At 41.4% G+C, this 23,892-nt stretch carries 18 protein-coding genes; 7 read left to right on the plus strand and 11 right to left on the minus strand.

Annotation, left to right across the window (positions count from 1 at the left end; genetic code table 11):
* The 7 genes from E1163_RS16775 to chrA form a co-directional block, all read left to right on the plus strand.
* The coding region (locus tag E1163_RS16775; protein ID WP_185156121.1) for a methyl-accepting chemotaxis protein at positions 1 to 1,679 on the plus strand (1,679 nt) is incomplete at its 5' end.
* A 29-nt stretch (positions 1,680 to 1,708) separates the two neighbouring features.
* Positions 1,709 to 2,239, plus strand: coding sequence for a chemotaxis protein CheW (locus tag E1163_RS16780; protein WP_155173612.1), 531 nt, complete (start codon positions 1,709 to 1,711; stop codon positions 2,237 to 2,239).
* Between the two features lie 37 nt (positions 2,240 to 2,276).
* Positions 2,277 to 2,663 carry a response regulator gene (locus E1163_RS16785; RefSeq protein WP_155173613.1) on the plus strand — a complete coding sequence of 129 codons (387 nt, stop codon included), beginning with the start codon at positions 2,277 to 2,279 and terminating at the stop codon, positions 2,661 to 2,663.
* Positions 2,656 to 4,299, plus strand: a complete 1,644-nt coding sequence (locus tag E1163_RS16790; protein WP_155173614.1) for a chemotaxis protein CheA — start codon at positions 2,656 to 2,658, stop codon at positions 4,297 to 4,299. Before E1163_RS16785 ends, E1163_RS16790 begins: the two co-directional genes overlap by 8 nt.
* Before the next feature lie 8 nt (positions 4,300 to 4,307).
* The gene (locus tag E1163_RS16795) at positions 4,308 to 4,937 is read left to right on the plus strand and encodes a chemotaxis protein CheC (RefSeq protein WP_155173615.1); all 630 of its coding nucleotides are present in this window, start codon (positions 4,308 to 4,310) and stop codon (positions 4,935 to 4,937) included.
* Between the two features lie 72 nt (positions 4,938 to 5,009).
* The gene (locus tag E1163_RS16800; RefSeq protein WP_155173616.1) at positions 5,010 to 5,981 is read left to right on the plus strand and encodes an isopenicillin N synthase family dioxygenase; all 972 of its coding nucleotides are present in this window, start codon (positions 5,010 to 5,012) and stop codon (positions 5,979 to 5,981) included.
* A gap of 8 nt (positions 5,982 to 5,989) precedes the next feature.
* The gene (gene chrA, locus E1163_RS16805) at positions 5,990 to 7,165 is read left to right on the plus strand and encodes a chromate efflux transporter (protein WP_155173617.1); all 1,176 of its coding nucleotides are present in this window, start codon (positions 5,990 to 5,992) and stop codon (positions 7,163 to 7,165) included.
* Between the two features lie 2 nt (positions 7,166 to 7,167).
* On the opposite strand, the gene E1163_RS16810 is transcribed toward chrA, so the two are convergent.
* From E1163_RS16810 to E1163_RS16860, 11 genes are all read right to left on the minus strand, one after another.
* Positions 7,168 to 7,842, minus strand: coding sequence for an energy transducer TonB (locus E1163_RS16810; RefSeq protein ID WP_343033860.1), 675 nt, complete (start codon positions 7,840 to 7,842; stop codon positions 7,168 to 7,170).
* An 87-nt stretch (positions 7,843 to 7,929) separates the two neighbouring features.
* Positions 7,930 to 8,604: an energy transducer TonB gene (locus E1163_RS16815; RefSeq protein ID WP_155173619.1), complete on the minus strand. Its 675-nt coding sequence runs from the start codon at positions 8,602 to 8,604 to the stop codon at positions 7,930 to 7,932.
* Between the two features lie 73 nt (positions 8,605 to 8,677).
* Positions 8,678 to 9,046 (minus strand): VanZ family protein, encoded by a 369-nt coding sequence (locus E1163_RS16820; protein WP_155173620.1) that lies wholly within the window; start codon positions 9,044 to 9,046, stop codon positions 8,678 to 8,680.
* A 5-nt stretch (positions 9,047 to 9,051) separates the two neighbouring features.
* Complete coding sequence (gcvH, locus tag E1163_RS16825) at positions 9,052 to 9,432, minus strand: glycine cleavage system protein GcvH (protein ID WP_155173626.1); 381 nt, start codon at positions 9,430 to 9,432, stop codon at positions 9,052 to 9,054.
* Positions 9,433 to 9,489: 57 nt separating this feature from the next.
* Positions 9,490 to 16,719: a T9SS outer membrane translocon Sov/SprA gene (gene sov / locus E1163_RS16830; protein WP_246223736.1), complete on the minus strand. Its 7,230-nt coding sequence runs from the start codon at positions 16,717 to 16,719 to the stop codon at positions 9,490 to 9,492.
* A 13-nt stretch (positions 16,720 to 16,732) separates the two neighbouring features.
* Positions 16,733 to 17,326 carry a Holliday junction branch migration protein RuvA gene (gene ruvA / locus E1163_RS16835; RefSeq protein ID WP_155173621.1) on the minus strand — a complete coding sequence of 198 codons (594 nt, stop codon included), beginning with the start codon at positions 17,324 to 17,326 and terminating at the stop codon, positions 16,733 to 16,735.
* Entirely contained in the window at positions 17,304 to 19,601 is a 2,298-nt protein-coding gene (locus E1163_RS16840; protein WP_155173622.1) for an NADP-dependent malic enzyme, read from the minus strand. Before E1163_RS16840 ends, ruvA begins: the two co-directional genes overlap by 23 nt.
* A gap of 152 nt (positions 19,602 to 19,753) precedes the next feature.
* A complete protein-coding gene (locus E1163_RS16845; protein WP_155173623.1) occupies positions 19,754 to 20,851 on the minus strand; it encodes a DUF4837 family protein in 1,098 nt (365 codons plus the stop codon).
* Positions 20,852 to 20,932: 81 nt separating this feature from the next.
* Entirely contained in the window at positions 20,933 to 22,333 is a 1,401-nt protein-coding gene (locus E1163_RS16850; RefSeq protein WP_155173624.1) for a lytic transglycosylase domain-containing protein, read from the minus strand.
* Entirely contained in the window at positions 22,330 to 23,757 is a 1,428-nt protein-coding gene (gene gatA / locus E1163_RS16855; protein ID WP_155173625.1) for an Asp-tRNA(Asn)/Glu-tRNA(Gln) amidotransferase subunit GatA, read from the minus strand. Before gatA ends, E1163_RS16850 begins: the two co-directional genes overlap by 4 nt.
* 6 nt (positions 23,758 to 23,763) lie before the next feature.
* The coding region (locus E1163_RS16860) for a Sec-independent protein translocase subunit TatA/TatB (RefSeq protein ID WP_185156122.1) at positions 23,764 to 23,892 on the minus strand (129 nt) is incomplete at its 5' end.

The raw sequence follows: 23,892 nt of genomic DNA on the forward strand, positions 1-23,892 counted from the left end.
ATAACCTGACCACTCAGGTGCGTGGTATTGTAAGCCTTGTGACGGCGGTTTCCAAAGGAGACCTGACGCAAAAGTTTACACTTGATGCACGAGGTGAGGTGGCTGGTTTGGCAGAGACTATTAACTCCATGGTAACCATGCTTAACTCCCTGGCCAGGGAAGTAAGTAGGGTCGCTAGAGTTGCCGGTACGGAGGGTAAACTTACAGAGCGTGTAGCCATGACAGACATTAGCGGAAGCTGGAAGGAATTGGTGGATACCCTAAATAACTTACTCGAATCCATTGTTTCACCTGTCCTTGAGGTTAGCCGGATTGTAAGGGCAATATCAGAGGGAGATCTTACGCAGAGAGTGGAAATTACTACTGCAGGAGATATCCAGTCCATGTCCAATGCCCTTAATACTGCTGTTAGCAACCTGAACACCCTTCTCTTAAACATTAACGAAAGCTCCATGGTGGTAGGGCAGTCATCAGAAGAGATGGCGGCCAAAGGTCTTGATATGAATGAAATCACGGTTAATGTGGCCTTTTCCATGCAGGCGATGGCCGAGGGTTCGAAAAATCAGGCAGGCAAAACGGATCAGGCCTTTAAATTGATAGAAGAAATTATGACGGGTACTGAAGAGACTGCACATAAAGCAGAGATTGTGAACAATGCCGCTGCACTAGGTGAAAATACTTCTCAAATGGGTATGAAAACTGTATCGCAGGTGGTGCGTAATATGGAGCAAATAGCCTCATCTGCAGCTCTGACTGCTAAAACCATTGAGGTGCTGAGCGAGCGGTCTCAGGAGATATCCAAGTACCTGGGAGTAATTACTGACATTTCTTCACAAACTAACCTGCTAGCCCTCAATGCTGCTATCGAAGCTGCACGGGCAGGTGAGGCTGGTAAAGGTTTTGCAGTTGTAGCCGAAGAGATCAGAAAACTGGCTGAAGGATCAAGGAAATCTGCCAACGAAATTGAAACGCTGGTGGCTGATGTAAAGAAAGATTCCTCTTCTGCATCAGCCGCAATTGTTAACATGACGGAGATTGTAGAGAAGGGTAAACAAGCGACTTTTGATGCTACAGAGGCCTTTGAGAATATTGCCGCCTCCAGTAGTAAAACATTAAAAACCGCAGAGGATATTCGCATGGCAACGGAACTTCAGAAAATGAAGATCTCCGATGTTGTGAAGTACGTGGAAGAAGTGGTGGATATTGCGGAACAAACAGCCAATACAACTGAGGGTGTAGCCAGTACAGCCCAACAACTATCGGCGGCGATGGAAGAATTTACAGAATCAAGTCAGAATATGAAGTTTATTGCGGAGGATCTTCAAATGGGTATTGCCGCATTTAAGCTTTATCCTACTAACGAACGCGAGTTGCGTATCAGTCCTCATCGCATACAGAACCATAACAGATTGCTGGCTTTTAAATCACCAAATGAATCCATCTCAAAAAGGAAAAATATGCCAACGGTATTGAAGGGAACATCCAATGGATTAAAATCTACAAGAAAGAAGCCTGAGAGTAAACCCCAACAGACCAAAGCCACGGGCAAGAGTAAAGCGGCTGAGGCCAAAAAACCATCAGAGAAGGCAGCTTCGAAGGACGTTTCAACAAAAAAGACGGGTGATACCAAAAAGTCAGTACGAAAAACAAGTACTAAATCAGGATCTGATAAGAAATAGTTTTTAATGGGCACCAAGCTTTGATTGTAATGGAACACTCAGGTAAGAAATCATCAAATGCGGGAACAGATGAACTCGTTCGAAATGATAAACTGAATCAGTTTGTCACTTTTAAACTGGCAGGTGGGGATTATGCAGTAAATATTGAATACGTAAAGGAAGTAACAATAACTCCAAAAGTATCCAGAATGCCACGTACTCCTTTTTTTATTAAGGGAGTGGCCAATGTTAGAGGTGATTTGATCGCTATTGTTGACCTCGAGGAAAGGTTTGGGTTAAAACCATCTTCATTGAAGGTTAAAGAAATGAGTGAATCACAAACCTATACCATGGTTATTGATGCCGATACTTATACAATAGGTTTTATTGTGAAAGAAATGCCCAACACCTTGGTTTTAAATGAGTCGCAGATAGACAGGTCTGCTGATGTAATAGAAAAAGCAAAGTTTAAAAACCAATATATAACCGGTTTGGGAAAGCTGGGAGATGGTAATCTGGTGGTACTACTGGATATATTGAAGGTACTTTCCAAAAAGGAAATACAGCAAGTTGCTAAGTGAGCCATTTATAGATATGAAAACCAAAATTTTATAAATAATGAGCAAGAATATTTTAGTGGTTGACGACTCGTATTATATGAGGACCATACTCAGAAATGTACTCGAAGATGCCGGGTATAATGTAATTGATGAAGCTGCAAGTGGACAAGATGCTATTAAAAGTGTCGATAAGAGCCGGTATGAACTGGATTTAGTGACTTTGGACCTGATACTTCCGGATAACTCAGGTTTGGATGTGCTAAAATCAATCAAGGAAAGGTACCCCGAAAAAGCCGTTGTAGTGGTTAGTGCAGTTGGCCAAACGACCATAATAGATCAAGCCATGGAAATCGGGGCCAATGCATACATTACAAAACCTTTTGAGGAAGCTAAAGTTTTAGAAGTTATTGAGGAGGTGCTGAGTAAAAGTGGTGTAAATGAATGATCGCGATAAGGAATATCGGGTTATATTTTTAGCTGAAGCCCAGCAAAGTTACGATCAAATATCCACAGATATTGTGAAGCTGGAGAAAGATCCTGGAAATGAAGAAATCCTGGATGAAATCTTTAGGTTGCTTCATAATATGAAGGCCAATGCTGCCACCATGGACCTTCATGCAATAGCGGAGTTGTCACATTGCCTGGAAAATGTTTTCAGCTCCATAAGAGCAGGCAATTTGGTTTTTGAGGGGAATAGGGTAAATCTTATTTTTAAGGCTATCGATTACCTGGGTTATTTAATCAATAATATAGCCAAGCCACAACGTCAGGTTCATAATGAAGAACTGTTAAATGACTTGAACGACCTGGTTACAAAAGGTGAGGTCTCTGCCGGATTGCTACAGGAGAATTCTTCCTCTTTTATTTCCAAAAAGCTTCATTTATCTGACTCTGTGTCTATTCCGGTAAGAAAACTGGATGACTTACTTAATTTGGTTGGAGAGTTGATCATAAGCCGTGATCACCTCATCAATTTTGCTGAGTTAAGTGAAAATCAGCAAATGAAGAATATTACGCAAAGCCTTTCGCGTATTGCCGATAGCATTCAGGAAACGGTGATGACCGCCAGACTGGTTACGGTTTCATCTTTGTTTAATAAATTTCCTAAGGTTGTGCGTGACATTGCTTCTGATGAAAAGAAGAAAGTGGATCTAAGTATTACCGGAGCAGATACTACCATAGACAGAAATGTGCTCAAGTTGATTTCGGACATCATGGTGCATTTGATAAGAAATGCCATCATTCATGGTATAGAGAATCCAAAGGAGCGGATAAAAAAGGGCAAGCCTGAGGAAGGAAGTGTTGAAATTTCTGCAACCAGTGAAAAAGGCCTGGTTTTTATCTCTATTACTGATGACGGGGGAGGTATAGACACCAAAGCAATAAAAGATAAGGCGATCAAAAATGGCATCCTTTCATCATCCAGAGCACGGGGTTTGGGAGAAAGAGAAACCCTCGGTCTTTTATTTGTACCAGGTTTTTCGATGGCTGAGAGAGTTACTGAATACGCAGGGAGAGGAGTGGGGCTTGATATTGTAAAAAGTGTAATAGACTCTATCGGAGGAGATCTAAGAATAGAATCAAAAGTGGGTAAAGGCACCCAGTTTATTATGTCACTCCCTATTTCAATGGCGGTGAAAGCAGCACTACTCTTTAAGGTTAATGAAAATAATTTTGCTTTACCATTGCTCAATATTCATGTTGTACTTACTGTTTCCAATGGCATGATCCATAATGTTGGGGAGGTGCTTGTTTTGGAGCATAAAGATGAAATGATTGAGCTGATATATCTTCATGATTTCCTTTTCAAGGAAATGGATTATTCCAGTCATATTAATTTGAAAAGAGAGGTAATGGATGTAATAGTAGTTTGGTATAACAATAAGAAATATGGTCTTGTAGTGGATCAACTGCTTCGACAGCAGGAGATTATGATAAAACCTTTGCAGAATCCACTTGATGATAACACGTTATTTAGCGGTATTACACTTTTGGGGTCAGGAGAAGTATGTTACGTGCTGGATGTTGCTGGTACCTCCAAAGCTTACGAACAAAAAGAAAATAAAGTACAATTACACTAGCATCAGCCATGCCGACAGAAACAATGACAGATCTTGAAAAGGATATACTTCGGGAGCTAATGAACATTATTTTGGCAAAAGCGGGGGATTCCTTCGCTAAAATATCAAAAGAGGAAGTTATAATTAATGTTCCCAGCCTGTATGCTGTTGATAAGGAAACAGCGTTAATGGAACTTTTTGATGATAAGGAAGTTGAAATTGTCATCCAGTCAGAAATAAAGGGAGATATTTATGCACATAGTTTGATCGTATTTTCTGAGCGTCAGATACAGATGTTTGAGAAAGCCTGCCTTACCACCAATGACATTACAAAGGATATGCGTGAGTCGCTGCTTTTAGAGATTAGCAATATTGTTACCGGAACGTTGGTTAGTTATCTGGCGGATATTTTGAATATTAACATTTACGGATGTGTGCCCAGTGCACCGGTATATAGAAACACCATACGTGAGGAGGATTTATTACTGGATCTTGATCTCACCAGACCCGTTTTGTTTACTGTTAATACGGTTTTTAAAGCGAGTCACAACAATGCAGATATACCAATGATACTTATTTTTGATGTCCCTAACCTGGAAAAAGTAATAGAGAGGGTAAGAAAGATAAACCAGCATGAATTTATACTGCTAAAGAATTAGGGTATACGCACTCAATTTAGCTTTATTTAAATTAATTCATTTAATTTAGCATAGTAATTAAAAAGCTAATTTATGAGTGATATATTATATGATGAAGTACCATCGCTTGATCTGGCGGATTTTAATAGTGATGATAAGGCCCGAAGGAGTAAATTCGTAAATGACTTAGGAGAGGCTTATAATAACATTGGTTTTGTTGCGATTAAAAACCATTACCTGACCGAAGAACTTTCAAAGAAATTATATGCAGCAATCCAAAAGTTTTTTTCACTGCCTGATGATGTAAAGCAAAAATATGAGATTGAAGGCCTGGCAGGACAGAGAGGTTACATAGGAAAGGGAAAAGAGCATGCCAAAGGAAGAAAAACGGGTGATTTAAAAGAGTTTTTCCATGTCGGGCAGGAAGTAACCGATAATGATCCGATTAAAGAAGAGTATCCTGATAATGTTTGGGTAGATGAAGTGCCGGAATTAAAAACTATAGGCCTGGAAGTGTACAGAAGGTTGGAGAAAACAGGGGTGGAAATGCTCAGGGCGATAGCTCTTTATCTGGGGTTGGATGAAAATTATTTTGATGATAAGGTGAAGAATGGAAACAGTATATTGCGACCTATCCATTACTTTCCTATTGAGAACCCTGATGCTGTGCCTGCCGATGCAGTAAGAGCAGCAGAGCATGGAGATATCAACCTTATTACCCTGCTCATGGGTGCCAGTGCTGACGGGCTTCAGGTATTAAGAAGAGATGGTAAATGGATTCCTATTACAGCCCTTCCGGAACAGTTGGTGGTTAATGTTGGAGACATGCTGGAGAGGCTTACCAACAAGAAGCTAAAGTCAACCATTCACAGGGTAGTTAATCCTCCAAAAGAACAAATGAAAACATCCAGGTTCTCCATTCCATTTTTTATGCATCCAAGATCTGAAATGGATTTGACTTGTCTTGAAAATTGTATTGATTCAGAGCATCCTAAACAGTTTGAAGATATTACTGCCGGGCAATTCCTTGATCAAAGATTAGCAGAGATAGGTCTTAAAAAATAGCCTGAGCGTTGATAAAGAGGGTACGATATTATATCTTCCTGAAAGACGTTTTGATACTGGCATTGAGTGCCTTTGGAGGTCCTCAGGCGCACATTGCTCTTATGTTTGATCTAATGGTCACAAAGAGGAGATATTTGTCTGAGGAGGATCTGATAGAGCTTAATGCCTTGTGTCAAATATTACCCGGCCCCACGTCAACCCAAACGGTGACAGCGATAGGCTTTAGGATTGGTGGACCCAATCTGGCCTACCTCACCTTGCTGGTATGGATGATACCTGCTGTTACCTTAATGACCATAGCCGGGATCACCATGAGCCATCTGCAATCGCGGAACATGTCCATTGAATTTACCAAGTTTATTCAACCAATGGCAGTTGGTTTTGTCAGCTATGCCGGGTTAAGGATAAGCCAGAAAGTCGTTAAAACTAAAACTGCCGTTGTTATTCTAATACTTTCGGCAGTGGGCTCGTTCCTTTTTAAATCACCATTTGTGTTCCCGGTATTAATACTGGCAGGCGGTGCCTTTACCGCTTTTAAATATAAGGCACAACCCATAGAAGAGAAGGACAGAATAAAAATTCAATGGGCCAATTTTGTCCTATGGGCGGGGTTCTTCGTTTTTATTGCTGCATTAGGAGGAGTAACAAGGTACCTTCCAGTCAGGTTGCTGGAGAATTTCTACCGTAGCGGCAGTCTGATCTTTGGAGGCGGACAGGTGCTAATACCACTGTTGTATACGGAGTTTGTTGAGTTTAAACGGTACCTGACATCAGAGGAGTTCCTCACTGGCTATGCACTGGTACAGTCGGTGCCAGGTCCTGTATTTTCCTTTTGTGCCTATATAGGAGCTTTATCTATGCGGAGTTTTGGTGTTGGTGGCCAGGTACTTGGTGCGCTTGTGGCATCTATTGGAATTTTCCTGCCGGGTACATTCCTCATATTTTTTGTGATCAGATTTTGGGAGGGGCTTAAAAAGTATCGTATTGTAAAGGCTTCACTTGAAGGTATTAATGCAGCCAGTTCGGGTATGGTTATAGCCGCTGCTGTACTTATGTTTCTCCCGTTAGAACCCAATGTCCAAAATATCCTGATTACTGCCGGCACATTTGCAGTACTTGTATTTACCAAGGTTCCGGCGCCTGTTATCATATTAGCTGGTTTGGGAGCTGGGTTTGTATTTTAAACTTATTTGAGGCCAAATACTATTTGTATCATAATTCTCTGGCTCACTGGTACTCCACGTTGCCTTGGAGGATTCCATGGAGGGGCGTTTTCAATAATACGTTTTGCCTCTTCATCACATCCGGCTCCAATACCTCTGGCAATCTGTACGTCCGAGATGCTGCCGTCACTGGTTACTACAAATTGTACGAATACGCGCCCTTCTATACCCATGCGTCGTGCCTGGGCAGGGTACCGCATTGATTTTCCAACATAATTATAGAAAGCCTCAAAGCCGCCTCTGGGAGTTGCAGGTTCTTCAACTATCTGAAATATTTGATCTGCAACCTCTTCGTCTGGCGCTTCTTCCAGTACAATTTCCTCTATGAGTTCGTCTTCAGTTATTTCAATGTCAAGGTCTACCTCTATATCTTCCTCTATTTCTTCCTCATCAGGAACCTCTATAATTTCAGGTTGCTGTATGCGTGGCGGAGGTGGGGGAGGTTGCTGAGTTGGAGGGATCTCCAGTAGATCTTCAAAGTCATCCTGTAGGTGACCCAGGTCTACCAGATCACCGGCATGATAACTTTTCCATTCAAAAGCTACGGTAACTATTGCTAAAGCTAAAAAAAGGCCAATGTTGAAGCTTAGGGCAGACCATCGGTAAACATCGGCGTGCTTGTTCTTTTTTAATTCAATCATAATAACTAATTATTTAGTTATAAAACTAATAAATTAGTTATTATGATCAAAAAGAAACCCGACTTTTAAGCCGGGTTTTATTATTTATCCTAATTTAAAGGTGATGGGCAAAATAATTCTTTGCTTTACCGGTTTACCTCTTTGCTTAGGAGGACTCCACTTGGGAGCGCCTTTAATTACTCTTACGGCCTCTTCGTCGCATCCGGCACCGATACCTTTAACAGCTTGTACTTCGGTTAGGGAACCATCTTTATCTACTACGAACTGCACGTATACTTTACCTTCGATACCCATACGTCTGGCTTGTGCAGGGTATTTTAATTTGTCGGCCACATATTTATAGAATGCCTCATAACCACCAGGAGGTGTTGCCGGGTCTTCTACAATCATGAAAACTTCTTCTGCAACTTCCTCTTCCGGAGCCTCTTCTATAACGATGTCTTCAATTACTTCTTCTTCTGTAATCTCCACATCAAGGTCTACTTCAATTTCTTCTTCGATTTCTTCCTCATCAGGAACCTCTATAATTTCAGGTTGCTGAATCTTTGGTGGAGGGGGAGGTGGCTGCTCTGTTGGTGGGATTTCCAGCAAGTCCTCAAAATCATCCTGAACCTGTCCAAGATCAACTAAATCTCCTTCATCGTAGTTTTTCCATTCGAATGCTAACACTACCAAACACATGGTAACTAGCAAACCAACATTGAAGAAAAGACCAGTCTTTCTGCCTAGGTTAGCTTTTTCTGTCTTTTTAGCTTCCATTATTAATGTGCTCTTTTATTTAAAATCAAAATGAGTCGTGTTTTCAAATATACAAAACTTAATTAATTTTCAATCAAGCTTTTAACTTATTACGTATATTAAACAGCAATAATCCCAAAAAAGATCCGGCGATATTAGCCACGGCATCATACGCCTCCATCGACCTGTCTGGTATAATACTTTGAGCGGCTTCGATCAAAAAACCATAGGTTGCTGCTATAAGCATTCCGATGTAAACGGCATGCTTTCTTCTAACGGAATCTTTAAGGTTTTCGTATAAACCGCTGATCAGCAAAAAAGCAAGAACAAAGAATACAAACCCATGTCCCAGCTTATCATATGAAAAAATGGATAGATCGGGAACAGACTTGCCTGGGGTTAGGGTTAGGATCAGGATTAAAATTGCCCAACCTATCGATCCTATCAGATATTTATTAAGCATGCAAGTTAACCGCCTATAACTTCTTTGTAGGCATCAGCGCTCAATAAATCATCAACTTCTGACTGATTCGATATTTTGATCTTAATCATCCATCCCTTTTCGTAAGGATCTTCGTTAACCATCTCCGGTGCAGCTTCAAGCTCGGAGTTTACCTCTTCCACGGTACCGCTTAGTGGCATGAAAAGGTCAGACACAGTTTTTACAGCCTCTACCGTGCCAAAAACTTCGCCTCTTTCAATTTCCTCTCCCTCTGTTTCAATTTCAACATAGACTATATCGCCAAGTTCTCCCTGTGCGAAATCGGTAATTCCAACTGTAGCGATATCGCCATCAATTTTCACCCACTCGTGATCCTTTGTGTACTTTAGTTCGTTCGGAATGTTCATATCTTTTTTGTTAAATTTTCGGCTCAAAAATACATTCTTTTTCTAAATGCAGAAATTTTATTGAGCTAAACTAAAACGTATCTGAACTCCTAATCTGGTAGTAGCCCTTCTGTAAGAATTAGATATTTTGGGTTCGTTGATATTACGCTCAAAATAGAACTGCAGATTGAGCTTTTCATTCAACACATAGCTGATATTTGGCCTTAGCTGAATGTTCAACCCGCCATTAGTTATAGTATTTACTTCATTGATCTTTCTCTGAATGGTTTCAGTATCCCTGATGGTGAAATTCATTCTGAAAGTGAGATCATTTTTTAGGGAGATAACTCTGCCCTGAGATTTGAAGGGAAGTTTAAAATTGGCTTTTGTAAATCCTACTTCGAGGACGATATCATTACTTCTTACCTCTGTTACCTGTGCGTTGGTGATGTTCAATGCTACATCACGTTTGGTTTTATACTCTGCCTTTGCAGTGAGTCTGCTTTTCGTTCTGACATTTATACCGATCAATGGAGAAAACTGTTCACTGATCATCACCTGACTGATGATATAAATAGGTATAAGCCTTCCCTCACTGTTAACACTGCCAAATTCAGATTCGTTATAGCGCTCAATATTGCGATCTAACTCAAGCCCTTGTGTGTAATCTAATGAATTGCTATAATTTGAAACAGTATAGTTAGATTGATAGCCGTGTGTAATTGATACTGATTGGAAAACCTTTTGTAGTGCAGGAATTCGGCTTAGACCTGTGTAGTCCACCCTCCAATTGGGCAGTGGAGTGGCAGGGAACGGACTCAAACTCACATCATTAGCATTTTTACCGGTATACGCAGCTATAAAGGCTGGTATAATTACATCTTGTGAATTTGTATCATATACGATTCCCGTCTTTTCATTGAAACGGTTTAAGATGTTAAATCTGTTGGTTTCAAAATCCTGAAATACTTCAGAGTTGTTATCGTCATCATCTCTGCTAAAAGCAGTTCTAATACTCATAAACGATACCGAATAAGCACCGGACCTGCTTGGGTTTAGTGACATAAAGAGTGGTTCTTCCCCATCAGGGGCCTCATTCCTGAAGATTTCTTCATAGGATGAACTCTTGGTTTTCCTCACGTCCAATTGCACCTTGAGGTCCCTCAGGGGCTCAACATTGGCCCTGATATTATAGTCCTCCGTTTTGGTCTGAGTAAAGGGTGCAGTCAACTCATTGTTTGTGGTTAGGGCGCCTGCCTTCTGAAGTTCAAAGCGAATATCAGGATCTTGTGAACCCAGGATAAATGGCAGGCCGGGTTCATTCCAGCTACTGTCCATTCCAAAAAGGAAAGCTCGCGGCATATAGCCGGGGATCAACGTTCCTTCCCGAAGGGTATAGGTGGCGTTGATCGACCTTACTGACATCAGGAATCTGAAAAAGCCTTTCAGTCCCTTGTTTTCCGCTTTGGGTGCTTGCTGGGTTGTATCCTGCGGAGAGGTTGTCTGCCTTAAAGAACTCCTTCGGGTACTTCTTGAGGGAGAATTAATCTCTTTCAGGAAATTTATTTTATTGTACAGTTTGATCAGGTCAATTTTTCCGCTAACCGTATTGTCCCTACTGTTCTGAATGGTATTACCAAAGTCAAGGCTATCCGGCCTGTTGATTGGACCTGCCGTCCATGAATAACCTGCCTGGTACCTGTATTCAGCGCTTGTCCAATTTGTAATGGGTAATTTATCCAGTGGCAACCTGTAATTGGCACTAACCGTCTGGTCAAAATTTTTCATCCTGCCCAGGTTTTTAAGATTGGTCATTACGGAGTCCCGGTACTGGTCAGCAGTTATATATTCATTTGTACTCAGACTGTTACCTCCTCGGGGGTCACTGTCTGGCTCATCTATAATAGCGTTGGCCCGGGCGTTGTAATCAAGCGAAAGACTCTTTGTAATATCCCACTGTAAATTATAAGTACGGTTAAAGGTGAAATACTTCTCCATGTTTACAAGATCACTATTGTAAACATCCGGATTGTTGCGATATACCGTTTTTCTAAACTCTCTTCTTAATTCACCTCTTACCGAAATATTAGTAGGAACCGGGGTGAAATTGAAGTCTTTGATCAATTGTAAAAACGGAGATTTGAGAAATTTAATGTTTTTAAAAGGCTCCCATGGAAGTACCTGAGGGCTATAATTGTAAGCCACAGCAGCATTATGATTTTCTTGTAGCTGTTGTTGCAAGTTGAAGTTTGTTCTGACCATTTCACTGTAAGCATAAGTGAAAGACAGGTTTTCAACATCATAAATGTGTTTTTTGGCATCAGGCTTAACCTTAACCTTTCTCACATTGGTGAAGTTTATACTTCTTCTTGTAGTTTCATCCGTTACCTGATCTTCATATTCTCTTCTTTCTTCTTCCGTTTCTAACGACTGTAACGTAGCCTCCAATGTAATATCCGGATTAGCCGGGTCAAATTTTGGTTTAATAGTCGTTTTTTCATAGCTCACATACATTGGGATTTTTAGTCCTAGCTGCTCGGGTAGAAGCTTGTCAAGCGTAACATTAGCAGAAACATCATAGGAGGTAGTTTCTTCACGTGTACGTTCTGCAATCTTAGACTGAATACCACCAAAGCCAAAAGTAGTATGCCTTGCAGTTGCTGTTATATTAGCAAAGTCGGCCAGTTTGGTATTCAATGTTGCATTGGCGGCCCAGCCTTTAGTTCTGTCAAAATCAGTTACCCTCAACTCATTGGCCCAGATACAAACCGATTTACCAGCACCATCAGAGCGTGGATTTCTGACACCTATGGTAAGCCAGGTTACCGCGCTCATATCAGGGTTTCCTCGCAGTCTTATCAGATTGTTCCCAACTTCCTTAGGCCCATTGAGAGGGAAGAGCTCTCTTTTGGAAATATTCTCCCTGTCACGTTCTGATTTTAGTGCATACAGGGCATCAATATCTATGTCAATTTCATTTACTGCCGGCCAAATATCTTCTGCCAGCATGGCACCTTGTTCGGTTATTTTAAGAGGTACTTCTATTTCATAATAGTTTGAATCTACATCTGATCCTAACCTTAGGAAAGCAGTAACTTCATTATCATCTGCATCCTGACTGTCTGCATGTAAAAACATTTTGATCCTGCCATAATTGATCAGGTCCAGCGCCACTTGCTTGTACACTGCACGTGCATTGCCATCTTCAAGGTCTTCGACACATACCTGTAGAGACTGCTCGTTTAATCGTCTTTCAACAGACGAGGTGTTGTCTCTATCCCTGTCAAAACCCGGAGGCAATACATAGGGCGACAACGTTTCACTCCCTGCACCGTTTTCTTCGATGTTTACTACTGAAACGGTGAGGTTTGTGAAATCCTCTGCTTCATTTACCTGATTGAATTTAGGGTCCGCCAAAGAGTTGTCATACCTACGCCATCTACTGGCCACAAAGCGGAAGTTAGCCATCCTTAGTACTACCGGCTCCGAGAAGTCTGTAAGATAAGTTCTTAAATATTTGATCGATTTGAAGCCAGATATTCCTCCGTAGGTGGCATCAGGTTGTCTGATGGGGATCCTGAACAGATACCAGGTAACCTCATCTCCATTTTTCTGTTGGGTTACCTTGTCCACAACATATTCATGATTTTCCAACTGATTTGGGTTCAAATCAATTTTATATTCATAATACTCCTCCAGTTCGTTCAGAGTGTTGTCATTGTTCAGGTCTTCATTGTCGGGTATTGTGGTGGCGGATGGAGTGTAAAGTCCTGTGTTGTCTGTCACTACAGGCGAGTTATTTTCCACACCATTGAAATTTTTGTATCGCTCAAGGATACCGGCATCTTTAGCATCAAGCTCATCTCCAAGGAAATAATTGAAGTCATCAGCCGCTGGGTCAGGAAAGTTGGCGAAAGCCTGAAATGGCCCATAAACCTTTTCACCTTCATTACTCAAGCCATCAAAACCCACGTCCTGATTAGCTCTTGCTGATTCAGAGTTATCAAATGCATTAGTAAGATATTGTTGAGTGGTTACGAAGCCCCAGGGCGGCGTTTGTTCTGCGCCCGTAGGATTACTAATGTCAACACCGTCAGCGGGCAATCCATTCTCGAAGGCATGTCGCCCGTCTGGTATTAAATCCTCTGAAATAGACCCAAGGTTGAAGTAAAGGTCTCCACCAGTTGTATTAGGTTTGCTATTACCACGGCCGTCGTCTACATTACCATAAGACGAGTTTATGAAAGGATCCATCAACCAGAACTCAATATATTCAACGTTTGATTTGTCAAAATCTACTTCTGAGCGAATTGCATTAGTTATACCGCCCCAGTTGGATCGTATTTCGCTGGGGTTGGTGAAAACACCATCGGTGCCAGCCACATTTGGGTTTAAATTGTATTGCCCTCTTTCTGCAGGATAGTAGGCAATGTCAAATATCGGCTGAATGTTAATGACGTTTGGGTCCAGGTTTGGAAATATTTCCTGCGGGGTTACCTGTCTTACGTAATGATTTTTAAGATCTTCGTCGGATATGCCATCAGGCTTTCTCCTATCGCCACGATAGAAGAGATTATCTACCTGGTACCATGCCAGTTTTGCCCTTTTATATCCATATTCCAAAGTTTGTCCATTGGCACCATTAAACCGGTTATCCGAAGTGCGAGGGGTTGCGGCTAACTTCCAGCTATTAGGGTTCCCCAGAGCAAAAGGTGTCGCTGTATTCTCAAAGTCATCAATATAAGAAGTGCCTTCACCATCAACCACATTGGATGTTCCTGGTATGAGCTGGGCAAATTCTGCATTAAATGTAACACTGGATGGTTCTTTCGTTTGGATCAACGGCAGCTTGTCAAGCATTTTCGTAAGAAAACGCGAGTCTTTTCTCACGTTGATGTCAAAACCATATTTAGTATTCCTTGTAGGCTCATTACCAACACTTACACGCGATATTAAAGGCCTTTCATTTAAATGGAGCAATGTGGCACCAAGGGTGATGTCATCGTCCACTTTATAATCAAATCTTGTTCCCAGCAGTGTTCTGGATTGAAAGTTGAAAAGGTCTGCCTTCTCGTATGAAATGGTTAACTGTTTGCCAGAGTTGAGTACACCTTCATTGATAATATTTACTTTTCCAAATGTATAATCAACCTGATAATCCACGCCTTCCTGTAGAGGAGACCCCCCTGCATAGACCCTTACAGATCCTTCGGCAATGTTAAACCCGGGAATGACGATCTCGTTAGTTGAGCCGGCCTGAAAGCGACCGGTGATTACATACTTGTTTTTGCCTGAAACCAGTTCAGCATCGTTTCTGGTTTTATTATATAGTTCTTCATAGACATATTTTTCAACCAGACTTTGTTCCTGGGGTTGAAACTCGTTTCGTAAAGGATCCTCAAACGGCTGCAAATAGGGGAAGATAATTAAACCTGATTCGGGCTCAATGGTTACTCCTTCTACATAATCAAAATTACCATCTCTTGTCGGATCCTCATTTTGGTTAAGCCTGTCGAGGCCAAGGATCTCAATCAGTGGCTTTGTACTGGCCGTTACACCTTGCTGGAGTTGTGGGTTATCAATACCCGTGTTGTCATCCCTGTATATTATACGAAGTTGAAAACCTTCCTCTGCAATGTTGGTACCATTAAGGTTGTAAATGTTTTTCATCATCAGGTCCCATGTGGGCACTCTGTTGTTTTGAGCATCGGTAATGTTGATCTTTCTTGGTCTTAGTAATTTCAGAAATACGACCTGGTCTTCATTAAGGTTGGAGTAATCTTCTGAAAGCTCTCCTACTTTATAGCTTCTTCCATTGTAGGTATATTCGTATGCCACGGCCAAAGCCTCGTCATTTTGGAGCTTTCGGAAAAGAGTAATATATCCCATGCGGGAGTTAATTATATACTCATTCGGGGCTAATTTCCTGGCACTGCTAATTTTTTCAAAATCCAGCCCGTTTGACTGATCACCAAAGAGGCCTTCCAGCCTTGAAGTTATATCATCAGCATTTCTGCTGTTCAATCCTAATAATTGTTGATAAAGTGAGTTTGCTCCGTTGTAGTTAGCTACAGCCCCTGCCTCTGGAGTAACTACAGCATCTCTGTAAATGTTAGCTGCTTTGGGTTCGGCCAAATCCATCAAACCAACAACGTTTCTCAGGGTTTGAGTGTCGTTGTTTCTGTTAACTACATAAACTTCAACACGGGTTACATTCACTCCTGAGTTTATTGCTGGAATACTGCTCAGCCATTTTTCATAATTGTCCCTGAAGAAGTGCCCCAGGAAGAAGTGCCTGTTTTCGTCATAGTTTGATGCCAATATCTCAAATTCACGCCCTTGTACACCGCCGCCGTCTATGGTTATTGACTCGGATTTACCTCTTTGTGTGGATGCTACACTGGTAACGTAAAGGTTTCCGAATTGCATCTGTGCTTTAATACCAAACAGGTTTTGCGCCCCTGTGATCAAACTGTTATTAAGCGGAAGGCTTACATTACCAATTTCTAATTTCTGCAGAATGTCTTCTTCATAACCGGTGTATTCTACCTTAAGGTTGTTTTCAAAATCAAAGGAGTTGTTGTTATCAAAATTTGCGGTGACTTGAAGTTTTTCCCCGATTTTACCCACCACGTTCATGCTTATCTGTTGATCAAATTCAAAGCCTCCGCTTCTTTGTTGCCTGATCGGGATGTTTGGATTGTTGATCCTTTGCCACCTGCCACCAAAATCAAGCGTAACAAATCCTCTTGGTATGATTTCCACATAAGTACCTCCAAAAATCCTGTCGAAGATAGGGCTTACATAAATAGGAGGTATGAGATTTCTGCCGCTTACTGCGCTTTCGCCATCTAGTCCTGCAGACCGGTTTTTCCAATATTCTTTTAGCTGCTGTCTTTCCTGATATTGTTTAAACTCTTCAAAAGACATAGAGGAGGTCGGCCGGTAATTCAAATCACCAATCTTTTCATAGATGGTGTAGTTCATGCCGGTATCGATCTCAACATCTAACTGAAGGCTGGCCGGATCCTGCAGCAAGAGGGGAGACGGACTCGTTACATTGCTGAACGGATCACCGAGGCGATCTTTAGGTTGATAGGTTGGCTTTCTTGATGGCTCGTATTGTTCGTTTTTTGCTGAATCAAGTTTTGTAGTATCTTGTTGTTGTAACTTTATAAGATACTTTTTCGTAGAACTTGTTAGGTTAAAGCCTTTATTCTTTGGATCTTCTTCATAGGTAAATCCAGAGCAAATCACGTAAGCGCATAGAATAGCTGATAGCGATTTATAGAATCTCTTTGAAATCAAAACGTAAGTATTATCACGCGTTTTTTAAAGTGAGCTTAATTAATTCCTCCAAAGTAATCGTATTTCCCGAATTTTTCAGGATCCTGTCGATACTTTTTTCCGCTGTAGATTTGTTAATTCCCAGCGTTATCAACGCGGATAACGCTTCAGAACGTATAGTATTGTGTGAAGATGATGTTAATTCTGATTCATCAGGATAAAGGCCTTCTTTCCTGATCTTGTCCTTTAACTCCAGAATAATGCGCTGGGCTGTTTTTCCTCCAATCCCTTTCACGCCCTGAATCACTTTAACATCCTCATTAATAATGGCTTGCTTAAGTTCTCCTGACGATAGCGATGATTGTATCATCAAACCGGTACTTGGTCCAACCCCAGAAATAGAAATAAGATTAAGGAACATCTTTTTTTCGGAAGCGTTTGAAAAACCATAAAGTGTATGCGAGTCTTCCTTTACATGCAAATAAGTATGTAGCATGATGTTTTCGACGTCCTTAATATCTCCATAGGTAGCCAATGAGATATTAACATGGTATCCGACCCCGTTGACATCAATTATCACGTGGGTCGGATCTTTGAATGAAAGTTTACCTTTGAGGTATGAAATCATTTTTTAGGTTGTTATGGTATATCTGGGCATCAACCACTGCAATAGCGGTCATGTTAATTATTTCTCTGACTGAGCTACCCAGTTGTAATATATGAACAGGCTTTTTCATGCCCAAGAGTATCGGGCCTATTGCTTCGGCGCCACCAATTTCCATCAGCAGTTTATAGGCAATATTACCTGCAGCCAAGTTAGGAAAAATAAGCGTATTTGCACCTTTCTCAGCTAACTCGCTAAATGGATAGTTATTTTGTTGGATTTTGGTATCCAAAGCGACATTTGCCTGAATATCTCCATCTATAATAAGCTCAGGAAATTTTTCCTTGGCCAGTTTTACGGCCTGTTGTACTTTCTCAGGAATTTCTCCCTTGCTTGATCCGAAGTTGGAATAAGAAAGTACGGCTACGCGAGGTTCAATGTCGAAGAACTTTACCCCACGGGCCGTCATTCCTATAATGTCCACAAGCTCTTCTGCCGTAGGGTTTACATTGACTGTAGTGTCTGAGAAAAAGAATGTACCTTTTTTGTTGGCGATAATATACATGCCAGCTACCCGCTTTACATCCTTTTCCATTCCAATTACCTGTAATGCAGGTAGTATAGTCTTTGGATAGTCCTTTGTAAGGCCTGAAATAAGTGCATCAGCTTCGTCATGCTCGACTAACATGCTGCCAAACATGTTTCTCTCACGCATTAATTTCGTAGCTTCATATAAGGTTACTCCTTTGCGCTTACGTTTTTCGTAGTAGAACCTGGCGAATTTCTCGACTCTTTCGTCTTCTTCATAGGTGTCAATAATGACACAATCATTCAGCTCAAGTTTATGTTCTTCAATAAGGTTTTCTATTACATCCCTTTTTCCCAGCAGGATAGGGTGAGCAATTTTTTCATCCTGCATGATCTGTGCTGCCCTTAGTATTTTCAGGTCGTGGGCTTCTGCAAATACAACGCGTTGAGGGTTCTTTTTAGCACGATTGATGATCCTGGACATCAGCTTTTCATCAATACCTATTCTCTGCTGAAGTTCAATATGGTACTGATCCCAGTCTTTGATTTCAATTCTTGCCACGCCGCTCTCCATGGCAGCCTTGGCTACAGCAGGGGATATGGTGGTGATCAATCGAGGATCGAGTGGCTTGGGGATGAGATATTCCTTGCCAAATACTATTTTATTGTCACCATAAGCTTTGCTTACCATGTCAGGTACCGGCTCTTTGGCCAGGTCTGCAATGGCCCTTACCGCGGCTAGTTTCATTTCTTCATTTATAGCGGTAGACCTCACATCTAATGCCCCCCTGAATATGTATGGAAATCCCAGAACGTTATTCACTTGGTTAGGGTGGTCAGACCTGCCAGTGGCCATGATGATGTCATCACGGGTTTTCATGGCTGTTTCGTAATCAATTTCAGGGCTAGGGTTAGCTAATGCAAACACAATAGGGTTATCTGCCATAGATAGAATATCTTCCGGTTTAAGAATGTCAGCGACTGATAAACCCAGGAAAAAATCAGATCCTTTTATAGCTTCGGAAAGCGTTTCAAGATCAGTATCAATGGCAAATTCAGCCTTGGAAGCATCGAGGTTATTACGTTTTGTGCTAATAACACCTTTACTGTCGCACATGATGATATTTTCCTTACTGGCACCAAGTGCGATGTATATCTTAGTACATGCTATCGCTGCGGCCCCGGCACCATTCACTACTATCTTAATATCTTCTATTTTTTTATTAACCAACTCAAGGGCATTTAGTAGTGCCGATGCGGATATTATGGCAGTTCCGTGCTGGTCATCATGCATTACCGGAATGTTCATTTTCTCCCGCAGTTCCTGCTCTATTTTAAAACTTTCGGGGGCTTTGATGTCTTCCAGGTTTATTCCGCCAAAGGTCGGTTCCAGCGATTTTACAATCTCTATAAATTTATCAGGGTCCTCTTCATTGATTTCAATATCAAAAACATCAATTCCTGCGAATTTTTTGAAAAGCACACCTTTTCCTTCCATCACTGGTTTAGAAGCCTCGGCACCAATGTTTCCAAGGCCAAGCACCGCTGTACCATTGGAGATAACCCCTACTAAGTTGCCTTTTGACGTATATTTGTAAACGTCCTCTTTATTTGCCGCAATTTCTTTGCATGGCTCAGCTACTCCAGGGGAGTAGGCCAGAGCCAGGTCTAGCTGGGAGCTCAGGGATTTAGTGGGTACTACTTCTATTTTACCAGGTTGATTCTGCGAATGGTAATTAAGCGCGTCTTCTTTTCGTATTTTGATTGCCATAAGTTGGTATGTTAGCATGTAAAGCAGAAAACCACTTCATATCAGCTTACCACCTGAACATGCTGGTTTACAAGAAGAAACAGACTAGTCCGGTGGCTCCGGTTTGAAGGGGCCTTCTCATCCTTTAAAAAGGTAAAATTAATAAATAATAGTTAGCTACCAGAAGCTGATAGCTGCTCTTTGGTTTTAAATGTAGACAGAATTACTTCCAGCTCACGAATATACTCCCGCTGATTTTTCCCCGGGCTATACACAAAGCCTTCAATGTAATAGAGCCTGCCCAATTCTTCATCCACAAGGGTATAACTGATAAATGGTCCACCCATTGAAAGGTTATTCGTTTTCCACAGGCCTCTCATTTCTATTGCAAAGCTACCATTAAAGCTTACTTGTGTGGTCTTTACCGGTATGTAGGGCACTTTCGTTTCGGTCACGATGTGGGTTTCAGGCATCTCCGGGTCTTCAAATAACTGAAATCTCGCAATTGAATCCCTCAGGTCTATAATAGCCTCTTTTTCAAAGGCTTTTTCGGATTTGTAAGGCCTGTAGGTGATAAATACATTCATATCACTCTCTGCATTGATCTGTCTGAACCATACAAAACCGGGTTGGTTTACCACGAGCTTGTAGCCAAAAGGAATTCGCATAGAGCACTGGTGGTCTTCCTTGAGCATTTTAGATAAGCCTTCTACTTCTTTTGCTTTATAGAGCCCTTCTTCCAATCGTGTATTTTCGGCTTTGTTGAAGAACCCCTGAAGTTGCTTCTCATTCTCTTTGATGTTTTCAACAAGCATTTCTTCATTTTGGCCAAAGAGGTACATTACAGTTTGGCCTCTGGCAAATTCATCTTTGGCAGTATGAACAAAGAGGTTGGGGTCTTCCTTGATCTTATCAATGGAAGATTTTGTGAAGTAGTTTCTTACAACGCGCGAACCCGGCCGCTTGTCATCTATAGTCATAACAAACAGCAGGTTTTTGACTGACTTTAAAATGTCATTGAGGCTTCTTGGGTCAACATAGTTGAGCTTAAACATGGATTCCTCCCTGGGTAGGCCTCCCACTTCTGCTCTAAAGGTCTCTCTAATCTGTTCCCCGACTTTACCCTTCCATTTGGAGGAGTCCATTACTACTATAATCTCTCCGGATCTTCCGCTGGCAGGAGGGAGGAGCCCTTTGCTTTTCCTGCCACTACCACTGTCGCAAGACCAAAATACTGTTACTAATATTATTAAGGAAAATATGCTTCTCATATAGTTTATTCTTTATAGGAATAACCAGTGACTTACAATAAAGTCACTCGGAGCCCTAAAATTAAATAAATGAGAGCAGTTTTACTTAAGGCTGACAATTAGTTTTTGACCAGGCTTTATATTGTTCGTTTCCAGCTTGTTCATCCTCTTGAGCTCGTCAAGGCTGACCTCGGAAAACTTTCTTGAGATATCCCAAAGTGTGTCACCGGGCTGTACCACGTACATTTTGGAGCCATTCTGAGAGGTTACTATTTGTGGTGTAGATCTGGCTACAGTACGCGTATCCCCTGATTGCCATATATTCAGGCTTTGTCCTATGCGTATGGTATTGCTTCGGAGGTTATTCCATTGCCTGATATCTGCAACTCTTACGTTGTATCTTTCTGCTATTTTGCCCAATACATCACCACTGCGTACCCTGTATACAATTTTTTCCCTTCCATAGGTGCTTCCCACAGTATTTACGGCCAGATGTTGGATTTCTTTTCGCCCTACTTTACTTGCCGAATCAAGGATCGCAAGTCTATTTACAGCAAAAGACTCCTTAATATCCGCCGGTATTTTAAGAATATAGCCATTTTTGGTTTCGGGGATAACACCGCGCTTCAATCCGGGATTGAGCATTTGCAAGTCTTCGACGCAAACGTTTACCTGGTTGGCAAATGTTTGAAAGTGCAAATAATCAGCTACGTGTATAGTGTCGACTTCCATTCTGTACTCCATGTCTTCTTCTATGAAGTTATGCTCATGAGCGTAGTTCATTATGTAAGCAATGGCTATAAATTGAGGCAGGTATGCTCTTGTCTCCCGGTGTACATATGGATAGATCTCCCAAAAGGTATTTTTATATCCTGACCTTCTTATGGCTTTTCGGATGTTGCCCGGGCCGGTATTGTATGCTGCAATGGCCAGTTCCCAGTCACCAAACATATTATAAAGTTGCTTCAAGTATTTGCAAGCCGCTTCGGTTGATTTCTCCGGATCCATTCGCTCATCAATATACCAGTCCTGATGCAATCCGTAGTGCCGTCCTGTATAAGACATAAACTGCCATAGGCCCACTGCATGCGCCCGTGATACTGCCGTTGGGTTAAGCCCTGACTCTACTATTGACAGGTATTTTAATTCTTCAGGAATCCCATATTTTTTCAGATACTTTTCAAATAAAGGAAAATAGACATTTTTCCTTTTAATGATCATTTTGGTGTACTCCCTGTCCTTTACTGCAAAATAATTTACAAAGGCGTGAACCTTGTTGTTGTAATGTAAAGGAATCTCATTTTGTATACAGCTTAGTCTGTCTTTAATCAGATCAAAGTCTGCCTCGGCTGGAATAAATTCATAGTCTGATTCCGGAAAATAATAATTGTCCAGAGTATCAGCCAACGCCAGAGGGTCTGTAAGTGAGTCGTATGAATTAAATTTTGCTTCGCTTTCCTTTATACAAAAAAAGCATAGGGCAGTTAGTAATAGTTTTCTCAATTGAGATTAATTAAGTAATCCGAAAATGCTAGCAACTTATCTTCCTGAAAATCATCGGCCATGATTTGCAGGCCGATTGGTAAACCGCCGCTGTCTACTCCGTTAGGAACAGATATAGCAGGCAGACCGGATACTGACGATTGTACAGTGAATAAATCAGCAAGGTACATTTCCAGTGGATCCTCACTATGCTCTCCCAACTTGAATGCCGTAGTAGGCGTGGTTGGCATAATGATAAAATCGTATTTGGAAAGTATGTCCTTTGTTTGTTCTCTGATAATTCTCCTTACTTTTTGTGCTTTTGTATAATAAGCATCATAATAGCTTGCACTTAAAACAAAAGTGCCAAGCATTATTCGCCTTTTCACCTCTTCTCCAAAGCCTTCTGTGCGTGTTTTTTTGTACATCGACTCCAGATCAGAAGTATTTGGGCTCCTGAAACCATACTTAACACCATCAAACCTGGAAAGGTTCGAACTTGCTTCAGCAGTAGTGAGAATATAATATGTAGGAAGCAAATATTCAAGGATAGGGAAGTCAACGGCCTCGATAGTATGACCATCGGCCTTGAGCTTCTCCAGGGCTTCCTGGGTTTTTGATCTTATTTCTTTGCTTATCCCTTCTGTTTCCAGAGTTTCCCTTATATAGGCTACTTTGATTTTTTTTGAAGGGTCAAATTTTGCTTTGGAGTAAGCTTCGACAGGTTGGGTAGATACCGTACTGTCAAAATCATCTTTTCCGGCTATTACTTCCAGGGTAATAGCCATATCTTCTATATTTTTTGAAAATATGCCAATGCAGTCGAAAGATGAACCGTAAGCAATCAATCCGTGTCTCGATATGCGGGAATATGTTGGCTTTAGTCCAAGTATCCCACAAAAAGCAGCGGGCTGTCTTACAGAGCCGCCTGTATCCGAACCCAAAGATACCAGGCACATATCAGCTTGTACTGCAACGGCAGAACCACCGGAAGAACCTCCGGGTACGCGCTCGTTGTCAGCATCATTCAGCACTGGCCCAAAGGCAGAATTTTCATTGGAAGAGCCCATGGCAAATTCATCGCAGTTGTTGCGGCCGATTATGATAGCGTCTTCATCGATCAACCGCTGCACTGCGGTGCCATTAAACTGGGATTTGAAGCCTTCAAGTATATTACTGGATGCCTGCAACCCATGGTCAGTATGACAGAGGACGTCTTTTAAAGCTACAACCATTCCTGCAAGCTTGCCGGCTGTACCATTTTTCACCTTCTGGTCAACTTCTAAAGCTTTTTGTCGGGCTTCTTTATCATAAACCTCCAAGAAAGCATTAAGATGTTTTTTTGAATCTATGTTGGTTAAATAGTAGTCAACAAGTTCAGTACATGTAACCGAACCGGCTTTTAAATCTTTCTGAATAAGACTTAAGGAGGTGTACTTTTTCAAGGATGTTTATTTTTTTTCGTCCTCTAATTTTGCTGAGTCATCCATATCTTTTTTGATCTCTTTGGTGGCATCTTTGAATTCCCTGATACCACGACCAAGTCCTCGTGCCAGCTCAGGAATTTTTTTAGCTCCAAA

This window comes from Fulvivirga kasyanovii (genome assembly GCF_009711405.1).
Lineage (GTDB): Bacteria > Bacteroidota > Bacteroidia > Cytophagales > Cyclobacteriaceae > Fulvivirga > Fulvivirga kasyanovii.

What these genes read in the sequence shown, in the direction of transcription:
- E1163_RS16780 (WP_155173612.1), top strand. Translation starts at nt 1,709, where the DNA reads ATGGAACACTCAGGTAAGAAATCATCAAATGCGGGAACAGATGAACTC.
- E1163_RS16785 (WP_155173613.1), top strand. Translation starts at nt 2,277, where the DNA reads ATGAGCAAGAATATTTTAGTGGTTGACGACTCGTATTATATGAGGACC.
- E1163_RS16790 (WP_155173614.1), top strand. Translation starts at nt 2,656, where the DNA reads ATGAATGATCGCGATAAGGAATATCGGGTTATATTTTTAGCTGAAGCC.
- E1163_RS16795 (WP_155173615.1), top strand. Translation starts at nt 4,308, where the DNA reads ATGCCGACAGAAACAATGACAGATCTTGAAAAGGATATACTTCGGGAG.
- E1163_RS16800 (WP_155173616.1), top strand. Translation starts at nt 5,010, where the DNA reads ATGAGTGATATATTATATGATGAAGTACCATCGCTTGATCTGGCGGAT.
- E1163_RS16815 (WP_155173619.1), bottom strand. Translation starts at nt 8,604, where the DNA reads ATGGAAGCTAAAAAGACAGAAAAAGCTAACCTAGGCAGAAAGACTGGT.
- E1163_RS16820 (WP_155173620.1), bottom strand. Translation starts at nt 9,046, where the DNA reads ATGCTTAATAAATATCTGATAGGATCGATAGGTTGGGCAATTTTAATC.
- gcvH (WP_155173626.1), bottom strand. Translation starts at nt 9,432, where the DNA reads ATGAACATTCCGAACGAACTAAAGTACACAAAGGATCACGAGTGGGTG.
- ruvA (WP_155173621.1), bottom strand. Translation starts at nt 17,326, where the DNA reads ATGATTTCATACCTCAAAGGTAAACTTTCATTCAAAGATCCGACCCAC.
- E1163_RS16840 (WP_155173622.1), bottom strand. Translation starts at nt 19,601, where the DNA reads ATGGCAATCAAAATACGAAAAGAAGACGCGCTTAATTACCATTCGCAG.
- E1163_RS16845 (WP_155173623.1), bottom strand. Translation starts at nt 20,851, where the DNA reads ATGAGAAGCATATTTTCCTTAATAATATTAGTAACAGTATTTTGGTCT.